Raw genomic sequence first — 15,469 nt, 5'->3', positions numbered from 1 at the left:
AAAATTATTTTTCGCGCCTGAATGCGTGGCTCAGCTTTTCAGAAATTCCGTGGAACTGCTCTTCTTTTTCTATTCCAATAGTCTTGAGCACTGCGGAATCAATATCTTCGAACAAAACCTTGCCTTCCTCGTAATGAGTCATAATGTCTGCAACATAGATTACGCTGGTAAGTTTGCGCACATTTTCAGGAGCTTCAGCGGGCTCGTGGTGATAGCGGATTACATCAACAAAAACCTGCGGAAAATTCCACTTCTGTGCAATCTTTGCACCAAGTTCGCCGTGGTTAACGCCCGAAATCATTCTTTCGAAAAGTTCGGGTTCAATTCCGCGCATGGTACAGAGGGAATTAATCTTGTAAAGGACATCGGGCATGGCGTTTTCAAAAATAATCTTGCCCATATCATGCAGAAGACCACATACATAACTGTCATCTACACAACCTCTGTCTTTTGCACAGAAATTGCGCGCGATATTGTATGCATAAAAAGCCACACGGTAGGAATGGTCCCACATCTCTTTGTTTTTGCCGGTTGAATTGACCGTAAGTTTATGCATAGTTCCGATAGAAAACAAAAGGTTGCGTATACCGCGGATTCCGGCTATTTTAACGGCGTCTCCAATAGAACTGCACGGAGTAGACAAAACGTATGCGGCAGAGTTAACCATTTTAAGAAGTTCGGCAGTAAGCGACACATCGTTTGAAATCTTCATGGCAATATCGCTCATTTTGCTCTTGGGGTCATCAATAATGCGGTTAATCTGCATAATGTTTTCGTCAAATTCAGGAAGCCCGTCAATAAGATTAACAAATTCAGTAGAAAGAGCATTAATATCATTGAGTGTAGCCGCACTGAACGGAAGAATAAGTCTTGTAATTGTCTCGCCATTTTCGCATTTAACCTGGAAGTTCTCTTCGGTAAGGCCAATTTTGCGCAGAACAAGAATCATTATAACAAGACCAAGACCGGCTCCCTCTGACTCATCCAAAAGCTGTACAAGTCCGTCTTCTACAGACGAATACTGCTGTGCGCGGGTAATCTTGTCATGAATGCGCTTGTATTCAAAAACAGTAAGTTCAGCCCGGTTGCGTACTTCTATTTTGATTTTATTATTGCGTGTCTGAAGCGAAACCTTAATGTAGTAGCCTTTTCTGCGCTGAAGTTCCATATAATAGCGGATATTGTTGAGGGTATCCTGCTTAAAGGTCTTCATTCCTTTTTCATAATCAGAATAATTGTTTATATCAAGCCCTTTTTCCTGAAAATAAATGCGCTTGGTGTTGGCTTTTTTTGCGTTGTTTACAAGTTCCTTAATGCAGTAAGTAAGGCTGTCGACCATGTGGTTCTGGCCCAAATCTTCTAGAAAAATTTTTAGAATTTCACAGATATATTCTTCCATCGCATGCGGAAGAGTATATGTAGTAAGTGTCAGCGGAATTCCGGCTCTGATTGCCAGCTGAACTTTGGAAGCGTCGACTTTTATCTTTTTTATCTGTGCCATAAAACAAATGCCCTCTGCGGTATTGAATTATAACACAATCAGGGTATTTTGCAAAAGGTTTGCAACTTAAAAAACTGTTAGTCCGGAATTTAATTTTTTAGATAAGCGCCAGCTAATGTTAAAATGCTCCCAGTCGTCCGTTAAATCACGAAACCGGCCAATATTGGCCTTGATATGATTTTTGCGGTGAAACCATCGTATGTCGCTTCGCGACAACTAAAAATCAAATCATTTCGTGCTTTCCCGTCCTCCTTCGCGCATTTTAACTTTCGTTAAGATTTATTTAATTAAAGGTAGCGTCTTCCCGCGCAGACGTGCGTTAACAGACGCGTGTGTACTAGAAGGTCCGCGTGGTAAAACGCAGTTTGTTTAGATAAGCGCCAGCGCAGGTTAAAATGCTCCCAGTCGTCCATATCTTTGTTAAAGGCTGAATGCAAAAATACTATTCAGAATTGATTAAATTATTGTAAATTCAACTGCAAAACACTAAAATCACGGCATGAATGACCAGACAAAAGCCACTCTTATTGAACTTGCACAAAAATATGAAACGGCAGCGTTTCTAAAAAAAGACCCGTCACAGTTTATGCACAGATATAATTCCGTACAGGATAAGGAAATAGTTGCTTTTATTTCGGCAAATCTGGCTTTTGGGCGCCGCGAACAGATTCTTTTGCACATAGAGCAGATTCTTGACCGCTCCGGCTCTTCCCCTGCACAGTGGATTCTGGACAAAAAATATGAATCTTTTTTTCCAGAGTCGGCCGCATCTTTTTACAGAATGTACACTTTTTCTTCGATGCGCCTGTTTTTTGACACAATAAGGAAAATTCTTAACGAAAGCGAAACTCTTGGCGCGCACATGCAAAAACTTTACGAAACGGCGCGCAACGGTAATGCTAAATATGCAGCGGCCTTCAGCGGCTCTCCACTACTGGCACCACTTATCTCAAGTCTTTTTCCCTCAGAATGCAATCTTATTCCGCATACAGCAGAAAGTGCCTCAAAAAAGCTGAATATGTTTCTGCGCTGGATGGTAAGGGGCAATTCTCCTGTAGACCTGGGGCTATGGACTTGGTACCCCAAGCAGGATCTTCTTATGCCACTGGACACACACGTCATGCAGGAAGCAACAAATCTTGAACTTATACCGCCGGCCCTGTCCGGTAAACCGCGCGCCGCTTCTCTCAAAACCGCCGTTCAATTAACGGAATGCCTGCGGCAGGTGTTTCCCGATGACCCGGTGCGCGCGGACTTTGCACTCTTTGGACTTGGTGCAGACAAAAGCGGCTCTTAACGCCTAACGCTGAATGCGGCCGGTAATATCACCGCGCGCCAGTCTGTTTACTTCGTCGGCTGTTACCATATTAAAATCGCCTTCAACACTGTGTTTAAGACAAGATGCGGCAGACGCAAATTCCACTGCATTCCGGCTGTTAAAACCGTTCAGCAAAGAATAAATAAGCCCTGCGCAGAAACTGTCACCGCCACCAAGCCTGTCAACTATCACCATGTCATATTCGCGGCTCAGATAAAATTCACTTCCGTCATAAAGCAGTGCACTCCAGCGGTTGTTGTTTGCGTTAACAGATTTGCGAAGAGTAACAGCCACTTTTTTAAAGCCAAATTTCTGTGCAAGCTTAACTGCAACTTCTTTATACGACTCGCGGTTAATAAGACCGTTTTCTACATCGGAACCGCAGGCTTCTATTCCAAACACGTCGCGCGCGTCTTCTTCGTTTGAGACACATACATCTACATAACGGCATATTCTTTCCATTACAGCGCGCGCCTCTTCACGTGTCCAAAGCTTGCTTCTGTAATTTAAATCTACACTCACTATGGCTCCGGCTTTCTTTGCAGCAGCACATGCCTGTTCGCAAATAAGAGGAAGATTCCCTCCGAGGGCTGGCGTAACGCCGGTCAGATGAAACCAGCTGCAGTCTTTGAATATTGAATCCCAGTCAAAATCTTCGGGGACACTTTCTGCAATAGAAGAATGTGCACGGTCGTAAATGCACTTTGAAGGCCGCTGACTTGCCCCGCGCTCATTGTAATAAATGCCGACACGGCTTCCACCGCGCGAAATATATTCAGTATGAACACCAAAACGACGCAAAGAGTTAACCGCGCTCTGACCTATCTCATGACAGGGAAGTTTTGTCACGTAATAAGAGTCAATTCCAAAATTGGCCAGCGAAACAGCAACATTCGCTTCTGCCCCTCCAAAGGTGGAAGTCATTTTGTCTACCTGAACAAACCTGTAGTAACCTTCCGGTTCCAGTCTCAGAAGCAGCTCGCCGAATGTAACAACTTTCATAAATAATCCTTAATTAACAGGAAATTGACTAAATTTCCTGTGTAATAGCAGCAAACGGTGTATCATGCAGTATCAGATAACGGCTTGCATAACCGCGAAAGTAATCATCTTCTGTCATTGTGTAAGAGCGTATATTCCTGCGTGAAGTGTCATCTTCACTTACTTTACCGCTCTTTGTAACAACACGCGTATTGTACTCGCGAATTCCGTTTTTTGCATTTCCACGCGGGTAAATCTGCATTGACATATCGTCATCCCACGCAAGTTCAGGGTCAAAAACATCACTTATGTAGCAGTTAATGAATGCCGCGCTGTCCCAGTTCTTTGGGGAAGCAGAAGATCCTCGGCCTTCTGTTCTGTAAACATACACGCTGCTCTTGCGTCTCTTTTCTGCAGTAAAACGGCATGAAAGGAAAACAAAACCGCTCTTTTCTGCAAGGGCATTGCTTTTTACAGCATACCCGTCAAAATCACCACGGTTATCCTCACGAACATGAATCTCGCAGTCTTCGAACAAAGCCGTATCGCATTCACCATATATAAAATCTACGTCGCCGCTTACATAACTGTTCAAAAACCAGCTGAATCCCTTAAGGCCAAGTGTATTTTTGCGGCCTTCAAAATGCATATTTTCGGCAAAAAGAGTTCCGGTTGTGTTGTTCCACGAAAGAGCTTCGGCACTGTCTGACAATGCGTTTGTGTCTGCGGAATTTTTCAAATGGGCATTTGTTACCGAAAAATTTTTTAAAGTGATGTTTGTACAGTTAGGGCCAAATGAAAGAATGCTGCGGTTTTCTGCACCCTTGTTAAAAGATTCACAGTTGTCGGCCTGAATTACACAATCCTGCGGACCTGCGCCGGAAACGCCTTCCATGACAAGGGGATTGGACATGTTGTATTTTACAATCTCTCTGTAGGAACCGGGTTCAAGAAGAATATGAACAGGAGTAGTCTTTGAAACGGCACCGCTGGTTACCATTTCCTTGATTTTCTTAAATGCAGTATTTATCGCGGCCGGCGACCGTGCATTAACATTAAGTTCTAGCATATCTTATTATAGCCCAAATTAAGCAAAAAATCAATGTAAACAGCGTCGGGCTTTATAATAACGGGAAGGTTCGCGTGGTAAGACGCAGTTTAGTTAGATAAGTGCAGCGAGTGTTAAAATGCTCCCAGTCGTCCGGTAAAGTCCAAAACCGGGCCATAAGGCCCTTGACGTGGTTTTTGCAAGGAAACTATTGTTTGTCGCTTCGCGACGGCAAAAAACCAAGTCATTTCGGCCTTTCCCGTCCTCCTTCGCGCATTTTAACTTTCCATAAAATTGTACGATTGAGCAAGTATCAACTTGCGATTGAGTACAATTAGTACGCGTGAGCGTATACGTTAATAAAGGCAGTTGTGCAACAACTGAAGTTTTCATGAACAACGCTATTTGAGTTGTTCATGAAATACTTTCGTTAAGGGGTATCTTTTTAGAAGCAGCGTCTTCCTGCGCAGGAGGGTCAGTTTTCTAAACCAACCCTCAGTTAGTAAAAAATTACAGTGTCGGGCACTTGTTAAAGTAGACCTTTGTTTCCTTTGCGATAATTCCGCTCAGAACAAGAAGGGAAATACAGTTAGGAATAGCCATAAGACCGTTTGTAATATCGGCAATTGTCCATACAGCAGAAATTGTCATATAAGGTCCGATTGCAACGGCAATAATATAAAGCCATCTGTATACCTTAACAATTCCCATTTTTCCGCCAGAAAGATATTCAAGACACCTTTCTGAATAGTAGTCCCATCCAAGTATTGTAGTAAATGCAAAGAACACAAGACAAAGCATAAGAAGGAACTGAACGCTGTGCTGGTCTCCTCCAAGAACTTTAGAGAAAGATGCTGCCGTAAGAGCTGCACCCTTAAGTGGTTCGCCCGAAGCGCTTGTAAGGTTAGTCCAGATACCTTCATTCATTCCGGCTATAACAAGGGTAATACCTGTCATTGTACAAATAATAAGTGTATCAATAACTGTACCTGTCATGTTAACAAGTCCCTGTTCAACAGGTTCGTTTGTCTGAACAGCAGAAGCCGCGATTGGAGCTGAACCAAGTCCTGCTTCGTTACTGAAAATACCGCGCGCAATACCTTTCTGCATAGAATCGGTAACCTGTTTAAGAACATAACCTGCTGCACCACCGGCAACAGCAGTCCATCCAAATGCGCTCTTAAAGATAAGCCCGAATGCAGCCGGAATCTTTGTTGCGTTCATTATGATTACAGAAAGTCCAAGGAAGACATAAATAATTGCCATAACCGGAACAATTTTTTCTGCTACTTTTGAAATGCGCTTGAGTCCGCCAATAACAACCAAGGCTGTACAAATTGTAATAACTGCACCACCGATTACTATTGCCCATGAATAGTCGTGACCAAACAGGCTGAATGCAATGTGTGCATTTTCGGGGTCGAATGCATTCTGGACAGCACCGCAAATTCCGTTTACCTGGGTAAATGTTCCGATACCAAAAAGACCAACGAAAGTTCCAAAGATGGCAAAGAGAACTGCAAGCCACTTCCAGTTCTTTCCCATTCCCTTTTCTATAGTATAGAACGGTCCGCCAAGAACGTGTCCGTCCGGTTTTACTTCGCGGTATTTGATAGAAAGCATACATTCAGAAAACTTTGTTGCTGTTCCCAGAATAGCGGCAACCCACATCCAGAAGAGAGCGCCCGGTCCGCCGGCAACAACTGCTGTTGCAACACCAACGATATTTCCTGTTCCGATTGTAGCAGAAAGTGCTGTACAAAGAGCTGCAAATCCCGAAAGTTCACCATGACCTTCGTTCTGCTTGAAAATGCCCTTAAAAGCACGGCCTAATTTTGAAAACTGGATTCCCTTTGTTGCTATTGTAACAACAATACCAGTTACAAGGATGAGCGCGATTGTAGGAATTCCCCATACAATGTCATCAATTTTACCAAGGATTTCTTCAAACATAAAGTATTCCTTTGAGAAAAAAATAAGAGCCGGACTATAACCATATTTACAGGTTCATACCGGCTCTCTAAAGAGTGTGTGTTGAAAAAAGTTTTCTGTCCACTTTGCCTGAGATATCGGCTGGAATAACCTTAACCCTTCGGCGTCCCGCCAGGTTCGGCAGGAACTCTCCAGAGAATTACGCCCCGACCACAATCAAGAGCGTAACTTGTGTATTATATCACAGAAACAGAATGTTAGCAAGATGTTAAAAACCAGACTGTTAACGTAACGTCCGCGGGAGAAGACGCTACCTTTAAATAGATAAATCTTAGATAGAGTTAAAATGCGCGAAGGAGGACGCGGGAAGCGGAAATGATTTGATTTTTAGTTGTCGCGAAGCGACATACGATAGTTTCTACGCAAAAATCACATCAAGGGCCATATGGCCCGGTTTTCGATTTCCGCGGCTGACTGGGAGCATTTTAACCTATCGCTGCCCCTTATCTAAAGAAACTGCGTCTTACCACGCGGACCTTCCCGTAAATGAGCGTCTGTTAACGTAACGTCCGCGGGAGAAAAGTTTAAAACAATTTTAATAAAACAGACTTGATTTACACAAAGACTTGTAATACATTGTATATATCAATTATTTCTAAAGAGAAAGGTTTGTCGGAATCACAACCAAACCAATCTCTTAATTTACAGGAGATACGATATGAAACTTTCAACAAAGATTCTTATGGGTGGAATGGCTCTTTTGATGGCATCAACCATGTTTATTGGATGCCCGGAAGTTGCAGGAGAAACAGGCTCAATTGGTGAAGATCTTGAACTTACCAACGACTCTACCACTGGATACAAGCGCGGTTACAAGTCTCTCAAGACAAAGCATACATCTGCATCTGCACTCATTACTCTTGGTGCAATGAACGGTAAAAATGATAATGGAGACGGAATTATCGGTTTCATCTACCACATCCAGGACGTAAGTGATTCTAAAGGAACACCAACAGGTGCAAAAAACTTTGGACTTGTTGGTCTTGGAAGAAATAAGGAGGGTCAGTTGATGGCATACTCATCTTTCTTCAAGAAAGTAGCTGTTGATGATACAAATATCAACAAAAAAAAGAATTTTACAGATCTTAAAGGTGTAATGATTGGAGAAGATGGCTGCGAAGCAACTGAATATAAAGGTACGCTTAAAACTTACACTAACTATACATCTGACATCACAAAGCCTGTTACATACCGTGTAGACGTTGTTGCAGGTGGCGAGGACACTGACAAAGACGGAAAAGTAGAAGACGGTGAAGGTGATGGATCTTACATAATTACTGTTTCTACAGTAAAAGATGACAATTCAGCAGACAAAAAGATTGTTGGCTATACAATTCCTGCAAAAGAAACTGGTGATACGAAAGCTACACAGTATGACCTTGGTATCTATACAAATGCTTACAAGGGACAGACTCTTACAGGAAGACTCGAGCTTGTTGACATCGTAAACGAAACAGAAGTTGCAGAGTAAGCACAAAACCTGTCAGGCATAAGCCTGGCATAAAAAAAACCGGTCGCATGACCGGTTTTTTTTATTTCTACCCTTAAACTGCAAAAAACATTTGCCCCAACAAAGACGCGCCATTTAAGCACCTTTGTTAGCCCTACATTATCTTCCCGTACATGCGTAATTGTTAACGCAACGTCCGCACATAAAGATTGTATTTTCAAAGATAAAGATTCAGCTTTCAGAAAACTTCCCTAATGTCCTGTATACTCCGACACATCACTCCGTTCAACTGGACTTGTCCAAGGCTCATTTTTATATTCAAAAGATGCATTAACCGTTTCATACTGTTTGTATTCAGACAGATCAAAATCTGAAAGATCAGAAAAATTATCTTTGACTGTCAAATCATACCAGTCACGGCCTATAATAAGATTTGATATTGTTCCACGAATCACATCAAGATAAAAATCGCCTATATAATTTATTTTTCCTTCTTCAATATAAAAAGAATAAACAGGCTTATACATTGAGTTTTTTCCAACTTCATAAATATAATAAGTGCCTTTTCTTGCCTTTAAAAAATACAACTGAACAGGCGCTTCATTATTCTTTAATTCAAAAGGACTGAAGCCATAATAACGGTTTTCAAATTTTATATCTGAATTCAATTCGTAATACTTATACACTTCCCCATCCGACTTAAAAAAAGGAACAGTTTTTCCTGCAGTCGGATTAATCACTCTTGCAATTACATATCCCCAGCCGCCTTTAAGCGCTTCGCCTTTATTTACATTATTCACATTCATCGTCGCACAGGACGCAAAGACTAATGTTAAACACGTTAAGATAATTATAAAAATTTTTGCTTTCATTTTTTCCCTTCTACTCGCCAACAGGACCTGTTATATATTGAGATTTATCATCCGGAAAATAAATTCCAAGTGCAATTCCGCAGTCAAAGCCATAACGAAATTCTTTGTCGTTCCAACCAATAATATTTCTTACATAGGGATAAACTGTCAGACTGTTAAAAATAGTAAATGTATAACCAACATCCGCTGCCATTTTCCATTTCAAATATGGCTCATAATTTTCTGGTGAATAAATTGAAATCTGATAAACCGGGTACAGGTAAAATGTAAATCCCGTTAACAAAAACGACGGCTTATTGTGATAATAAAATCCTCCACCCAAAGAAAGATTCATTGAAGTAACCGACGAAGAATCTTTACCATAGTCAACATAAGGACCCAATGCAAAACTGCAACTTAATGTAAAATTTTTTATACTAACAGTAGAAAATCTGGTTTCAATAAAACCAGTATAACAGTCATCAAGTTCATCCTTATTTTCTCTTATTCCCAAATAAGCGTTATTACCCGCGACATGTCCAAAAAGACTTGGTGTATAAAATTTAAAATCACCATCAAATGCAATATGCTCATCTTTATTTGCTGTCTGCGAATATAAAGCACCACTCAAAGCAAAGAGGCTTATAAAACAAATTAATTTCTTGTACATAAGGCCTAACTCCGGTCAACAGGACACAAAAAGCATTGTTAAACACGTTAGGATAATTAGATTTAATTTTGTTTTCATAGTAATCTCTTTTTTATAATAAATCTAACGGTATATGAAAAAATGATAATTTTATATTTGTATTGATAGCATTTCGTATAAATATAACTATTGAATTCCATTTTTCTTTAACAAATTTTATAACAGGTCTTGAAAGTTCTGGTGTTACAAAATAACAGTAGGCTACAACACCTGCTGTTGCAGTAGAAATTCCCAATACTTTTAATCCTATTTCTGAATTCAAAATCTTTGTTGCTTCTTCAGAATCTCGGTTTACAAACGATGTTACCCAAGCCTTAAAATCCGTACAGACATACCAAACCCCTAATTGAAAAGCCATAGACGCACCGCCGGCAATCGCTGTTGCCAATCCCGCTACTCTAACCCAAGGTTGCCACCAACTAAAGAATTTATAAGCTGTTAATCCTGCAATTGTAGTAGCACACATTCCATAATACCAGTTTACAGTATCACGGTTTAAATTAGAGGCATAAATACCTCTTGACATATTATCATAGCTATTTTCAAAAAATGAAAGATTAATTGATTTTATGCTGTCAACCGCCATTGCGGTTCTTCCTGCTGAAGTTTCGCTACTGTTAATTGATTTTGTAACTGTATCAAGATATTCTTCGGCCATTTCGGGAGAAACAACCAACATAGAATTATAAACATCCTCTATTGTTCCTCCATCATATATTAAAGTAAATAAGTTCAAACTTTCTTCACTATCGTCATTGGAATTTTCTTCAATATATTTATCTGGATTTTCAATAAATAAATTAACTTCTGTTTTATCACCACTGTTTTCAATGGCTCTATCTGATTTCTCTTGTAATATTGAATCAAATAAACCTATTTCTTTTAAGTGTGAAATTTTACTTGTAAAATTTGCACTTGATTTTTCAGAAGATAAAGAAACAATAAAGTCTTCTTCAAATTCATTTTTGCAGCTTAAAAATAAAGCAGACAAAACCATACACATAAAAATTATTCTTTTCATTTTGTACTCCTATAATGTTATTATAATATTTTATTATATTTTTGTAAACATCTTTTCCTTTCACTCAGTCAAATAAAGATTGTAATTATCAACCGCGTGCATCCGGTAAGTTTCAGAAGCAATGTTTGTAAAATTCAGCGAAACCAAAGAAAGCAGACTCATCGAACCTGTTACAAACTGCACTGGTGAATATGTATCAGAAAAAGCGCAGACAACACCGCTTGCAAGGCAAAAGCTTAACAGCCCGATAGTAAATCTGTCCCAAAAATCACTTTTTTTAATTAAACTTACATTGCCCTCTACAGGAGCAAGAATTTCATTCAGTTCATTTTTTGACAAGTTTTCATTTGTATTTTCAAACCTGTATGCAATTCCCCAAAACCAAAACCACGTCTTCTGATTATAATCTATACGCTTCTTTTCATAATCTTCGCACGAAACCGAACCAAGACTTATAACGTCCTCTTCCTGTCCCGTTTCTTTTGAAAATACAACCGGAACAGCCAGCAATAAAATTGCAAACAGAATCAGTTTTTTCATTTTGCTCTCCCAAAACAATATTATAATATTTTATTATATTGTTGTAAACTTATTTCGCGGTATTCTGTGAAGCAGTATTCGGTGTAACATAACTCCGGTCAACAGGACAGATCCACGGTTTCTTTTTATATTCCGATGAAGAATTAACCAGTTCATATTCTTTATATTCAGACAAATAAGAATCAAAATCTGCAAGATCAGAAAAATTATCTTTGACTGTTAAATCATACCAGTCATGCCCAAACTTAAGTGTTATTAATCCGCCATGAACCAAATCAATATAAAAATCGCCGATATAATTTATTCTGCCTTCTTTAACATTAAAAAAATAAGCAGGTTTATAAACTGAATTTGTTCCGACTTGAGAAACATAATAACTGCCTTTTTTTATCCTGCAAAAATATAACTGCACAGGAGCTTCGTCATTTACAAACTTGCCTGAACCAAATACACGATACTTGTTTTCAAAAGTAACATCCGAATTCAGTTTTATATATTCTGATACTTCGCCGTCCAGATTATAAGCAGGAATAGTTTTTCCCGCATCAGGATTAATCACTCTTGCAATTACATATCCCCAATTCTTTTCAAGTGCCACGCCTTTTTCTACACTTTCTACATTTTCCATCGGCATTGAAGAACAGGACGCAAAGAGCACTGTTAAACACGTTAGGATAATTTGAATCAGTTTTTTCATATTACTCTCCAATATAAACTCATAGCGATGATTTTTCGATATTTCTACTCTAATATTTTCCAACTGCCAGTTTTCTTTGATCCTTCTCTATCAAGAACTCCCTTTTCTTTCAACGATTTCAAACAACGGTTCACTGTTGGTTCAGAAATACCAGCCAACTTTATTAATTCTTCAATAGTTACTGCATTATTCTTTTTTATTTCAGAAAAAACTTTGTTTTCACTGTCAGAAAGATTTAAACTATCATTTAAACTATCATTTAAACTATCACTCTTTAATTTCAAAACAGTACAAGTTCTTTCAGGATTTACAGCCTGAAAATATTCAGGTTCATATCCATATTCCTTACTCCAGACAGAAACAATTCCAGGAATTCCACTTCCAGCCCGCTCACCAATATCAATCATTGAAAACATTTTTAAGATTGTTGCATTGCGCGGATCTGATACTCCGCCGTCAAAAGCTTCCTTAATGCTTATTCTGAATAATCCAGGATTTTCAAAAGAAAAATGATCTTTATATTTTTTTATAACAACTCCACGTCGTCCATAATAATCCGCATTTGCAAGAGTATTCAAAAGAACTTCACGAATTGCCTTGTGAACAGGTGTATCATCAACTCTTGTAATTCCATTAAGAATGAAAGGTTTTTTTACATCCTCTGAAAGTTTATTGAAAGTCTTAAAGAAAAAGTCAAATAAATTTCCGCTCCATTCGCCGGAACTTGAAACAATCCTGTCTGACCATCTTGTTGATTCATCAAAGTGCTCCTGATAATCAAGAAAATACTGAGGATATTCATACAGGATTTCTGATTCATAACCAAACATCAAAAGCCCTGCTGCAGTCGGATAAACCTTTCCATCTTCTGAATTGATTTTTGCAGCACCGAGTTTTTTCAAGAAATCTATATCAGAAAGATCATTCCAAACATGTCCCTGATGAATCAGAACGAAACGCTGTCTGTAATGTGCAATTGTTTCCTTACAAAGAGTATCAAGGCTTATTTCAGTAATAATTTTATTATCCTGGGTAACTTGTCCAGCATCCCTAAAAATGGCAGAGACTTCTTCTTTGGAACAAAGATAATCCCCTTCTCCATTTCTTCTATATGTTCCTGCAAACATATCTGTTCCTTTGAAAACAGGGCGATAAATTCGTTCTGCACGTGGAACTGTAATACAAATAGTATGTTTTCCTCCAATTTCCTTAATTTCAACATCACTATTGCTGAGAATATTTATGTTTACGATTTTTTTGTTGTTTATGTTATCCCAAAAGGTTTTTACCATCTGTTCAGGCTTTTCAATATCTTCTATCATAAAGGTATGATCTTTGTTTTCTTTCACACCAAGAAGGATTATTCCTCCATCAGTATTAGCAAATGATGAGTAAGTTTCCCACAGGCTGTTAGGAATTCCACCTTTTGCAAGTTTTGCTTCAAAATGGTTTCCTTCCTTCAAAGTCTCTATGTTAAGTTCTTCAAAGTTCATCATCAAAACACCTCCTAAATCTGAGCATGTTAACTTCTATGATAATTCCACTTTTTTGTTTTGATACATTATTAAAAAATTGTATATTAAATTTTAAAAATACGCTATTATTCAAAGCATGGAACAGTATAAAAAAGAATTCATTGACTTCATGGTCGAGTGCAAAGTACTCAAATTCGGTTCGTTCACCCTCAAAAGCGGACGCAAATCACCCTTCTTCATGAACGCAGGTGCATACGTAACAGGCAGCCAGCTCGCAAAACTCGGCGAATTCTACGCGCACGCAATACACGACAACTTCGGAGACAACTTCGACGTATTGTTCGGCCCCGCATACAAGGGAATTCCGCTCAGTGTAGCAACCGTCATCGCTTACCAGAAACTGTTCGGCAAAGAAATACGCTACTGCTCAAACAGAAAAGAAGCAAAAGACCACGGTGCAGACAAAGGAAATCTGCTCGGAAGTGAAATACACGACGGTGACCGCATAGTAATAATAGAAGACGTAACCACTTCAGGAAAATCCATCGAAGAAACATATCCCGTAGTAAAAGCCCAGGGAACAACACCCGACGCAATAACAATTGTAGGAGAAATGGTTTCGCTCAACAGAATGGAACGCGCACTCGACTCACAAAAGAGCGCACTGGACGCAATAACAGAAAAATACGGCTTCCCTGCACGCGCAATCGTAACAATGAAAGACGTAGTTGAATATCTTTACAAACCCGGCCAGAACGGAATAATTACCGACGAACTCAAAAAAGAAATCGACGCTTACTACGCAGAATGGGGCGCCCGGTAACATCGAGCAAAAGAGAAAAAAGTGCAAAAACAAAAAGCGCAGAACAAGCAGAATAAATTGAACAAAACAAAAAAAACGCGCGCACTTATTTTGGCAGCCGCAGCAATAATTTCGTTAACAGCGTCATTACTTGCTGCCGGCTGTGCAAAAACAAAAAGCGCAGTTCCATTAACAAAAACCGACTCTTCCCAAACTGCAAATGCACAAACCGTTGCCGCCGCTTCCCCGCGCTACGTTCCAAAACGCATAGTCGTTCTTTCACCGTCTGCGGCCGAAATCCTTTGTGAAATAGGCGCATATAGTCAGATTGCTGCCCGAACAGACTTCTGCGACTGGCCAGAACAAATGCAGCAAAAACCAAGCGTCGGCGGCTTTTCAGAAAAATCGCTCAGCATAGAAAAAATAATTTCCTATTCACCGGACATGGTTTACGGTTCAGAAGGAATGCACGACTTTGCAAAACCACAGCTCGAATCAGCCGGAATAAAAGTCTATCTGTCAAAAGCTGAATCAGTTTCTTCTATTATACAGGAAATTATTTACATGGGGGAACTCACCGGCCACACAAAAAAAGCAAACGAACTTGCGCAAAGCATACAAAACGCATTCACCGCAGCACAAAACAAAACGCAAGTCCAACAGTCTCTCTCCAAACAAAAAAACGTCTATTACGAAGTATGGAATTCACCCTACATGAGCGCCGGAAAATCTTCCTATATAACAGAAATAATTCAGGCCGCCGGAGGAACAAATATATTTTCCTCTCTGCAATCGCAGTATCCGCTCGTGTCAGAAGAAGCAATAATTGCCGCAAACCCCGACGTAATAATTCTTCCAGACTCAAACGGAATTTCCCCTTCACAGGTAGAACAGCGCCCGGGCTGGAACACAATAAGCGCCGTAAAAAACAAAAAAATCTACACAATAAACGCAGACATAATTTCACGTCCGGGACCAAGAATCACTCTTGCACTAAAACAAGTTGAACAAATCCTGTGCGACAACAGCATCCCCGCTCCACAAACCAGCGCCCCAACCCAAACCGCATCTCTGCAATAACAAA

14 protein-coding genes and 1 riboswitch are annotated in these 15,469 nt (G+C 39.7%); of the genes, 4 read left to right on the top strand and 10 right to left on the bottom strand.

Translation table 11 applies throughout. The features are described 5' to 3' along the window. Window positions 1–4: 4 nt before the first annotated feature. Window positions 5–1,501, bottom strand: a complete 1,497-nt coding sequence (locus IWA51_RS00180) for an HDOD domain-containing protein (RefSeq protein ID WP_198442688.1) — start codon at window positions 1,499–1,501, stop codon at window positions 5–7. Between the two features lie 499 nt (window positions 1,502–2,000). On the opposite strand from IWA51_RS00180, the gene IWA51_RS00175 reads away from it, so the two are divergent. Continuing rightward, window positions 2,001–2,798: a TIGR02757 family protein gene (locus IWA51_RS00175; protein ID WP_198442687.1), complete on the top strand. Its 798-nt coding sequence runs from the start codon at window positions 2,001–2,003 to the stop codon at window positions 2,796–2,798. A 3-nt stretch (window positions 2,799–2,801) separates the two neighbouring features. Here the strand turns inward: IWA51_RS00175 and IWA51_RS00170 are convergent, their stop codons facing one another. The 3 genes from IWA51_RS00170 to IWA51_RS00160 form a co-directional block, all read right to left on the bottom strand. Further along, window positions 2,802–3,821 carry a sugar kinase gene (locus IWA51_RS00170; RefSeq protein WP_198442686.1) on the bottom strand — a complete coding sequence of 340 codons (1,020 nt, stop codon included), beginning with the start codon at window positions 3,819–3,821 and terminating at the stop codon, window positions 2,802–2,804. A gap of 28 nt (window positions 3,822–3,849) precedes the next feature. Then, window positions 3,850–4,869, bottom strand: coding sequence for a pectinesterase family protein (locus IWA51_RS00165; protein ID WP_198442685.1), 1,020 nt, complete (start codon window positions 4,867–4,869; stop codon window positions 3,850–3,852). 489 nt (window positions 4,870–5,358) lie between these two features. After that, window positions 5,359–6,801, bottom strand: coding sequence for an alanine/glycine:cation symporter family protein (locus IWA51_RS00160; protein WP_198442684.1), 1,443 nt, complete (start codon window positions 6,799–6,801; stop codon window positions 5,359–5,361). Between the two features lie 85 nt (window positions 6,802–6,886). Next, window positions 6,887–6,985, bottom strand: a riboswitch (glycine riboswitch). A 513-nt stretch (window positions 6,986–7,498) separates the two neighbouring features. On the opposite strand from IWA51_RS00160, the gene IWA51_RS00155 reads away from it, so the two are divergent. After that, window positions 7,499–8,311 carry a hypothetical protein gene (locus IWA51_RS00155; RefSeq protein WP_198442683.1) on the top strand — a complete coding sequence of 271 codons (813 nt, stop codon included), beginning with the start codon at window positions 7,499–7,501 and terminating at the stop codon, window positions 8,309–8,311. A 230-nt stretch (window positions 8,312–8,541) separates the two neighbouring features. Here the strand turns inward: IWA51_RS00155 and IWA51_RS00150 are convergent, their stop codons facing one another. From IWA51_RS00150 to IWA51_RS00125, 6 genes are all read right to left on the bottom strand, one after another. Continuing rightward, the gene (locus IWA51_RS00150; RefSeq protein WP_198442682.1) at window positions 8,542–9,162 is read right to left on the bottom strand and encodes a hypothetical protein; all 621 of its coding nucleotides are present in this window, start codon (window positions 9,160–9,162) and stop codon (window positions 8,542–8,544) included. Between the two features lie 10 nt (window positions 9,163–9,172). Further along, window positions 9,173–9,811 carry a hypothetical protein gene (locus IWA51_RS00145; RefSeq protein WP_198442681.1) on the bottom strand — a complete coding sequence of 213 codons (639 nt, stop codon included), beginning with the start codon at window positions 9,809–9,811 and terminating at the stop codon, window positions 9,173–9,175. 91 nt (window positions 9,812–9,902) lie between these two features. After that, window positions 9,903–10,871 carry a hypothetical protein gene (locus IWA51_RS00140; RefSeq protein ID WP_198442680.1) on the bottom strand — a complete coding sequence of 323 codons (969 nt, stop codon included), beginning with the start codon at window positions 10,869–10,871 and terminating at the stop codon, window positions 9,903–9,905. A gap of 60 nt (window positions 10,872–10,931) precedes the next feature. Then, window positions 10,932–11,411, bottom strand: coding sequence for a hypothetical protein (locus tag IWA51_RS00135; protein ID WP_198442679.1), 480 nt, complete (start codon window positions 11,409–11,411; stop codon window positions 10,932–10,934). A 49-nt stretch (window positions 11,412–11,460) separates the two neighbouring features. Further along, window positions 11,461–12,108: a hypothetical protein gene (locus IWA51_RS00130; protein ID WP_198442678.1), complete on the bottom strand. Its 648-nt coding sequence runs from the start codon at window positions 12,106–12,108 to the stop codon at window positions 11,461–11,463. Between the two features lie 44 nt (window positions 12,109–12,152). Next, the gene (locus IWA51_RS00125; RefSeq protein WP_198442677.1) at window positions 12,153–13,604 is read right to left on the bottom strand and encodes an ATP-binding protein; all 1,452 of its coding nucleotides are present in this window, start codon (window positions 13,602–13,604) and stop codon (window positions 12,153–12,155) included. 115 nt (window positions 13,605–13,719) lie between these two features. On the opposite strand from IWA51_RS00125, the gene pyrE reads away from it, so the two are divergent. Together pyrE and IWA51_RS00115 are read left to right on the top strand one after the other, a co-directional pair. Beyond that, window positions 13,720–14,406, top strand: a complete 687-nt coding sequence (gene pyrE / locus IWA51_RS00120; RefSeq protein WP_198442676.1) for an orotate phosphoribosyltransferase — start codon at window positions 13,720–13,722, stop codon at window positions 14,404–14,406. Window positions 14,407–14,427: 21 nt separating this feature from the next. Beyond that, on the top strand, window positions 14,428–15,465 hold the full coding sequence (locus IWA51_RS00115; RefSeq protein WP_198442675.1) for an ABC transporter substrate-binding protein: 1,038 nt from the start codon (window positions 14,428–14,430) through the stop codon (window positions 15,463–15,465). Window positions 15,466–15,469: the final 4 nt, after the last annotated feature.

It is taken from the genome of Treponema peruense (assembly GCF_016117655.1).
Classification (GTDB): domain Bacteria; phylum Spirochaetota; class Spirochaetia; order Treponematales; family Treponemataceae; genus Treponema_D; species Treponema_D peruense.
The sequence above is the reverse complement of the archived record's forward strand: the minus strand, read 5'-3'. Positions and strand labels throughout refer to the sequence as shown.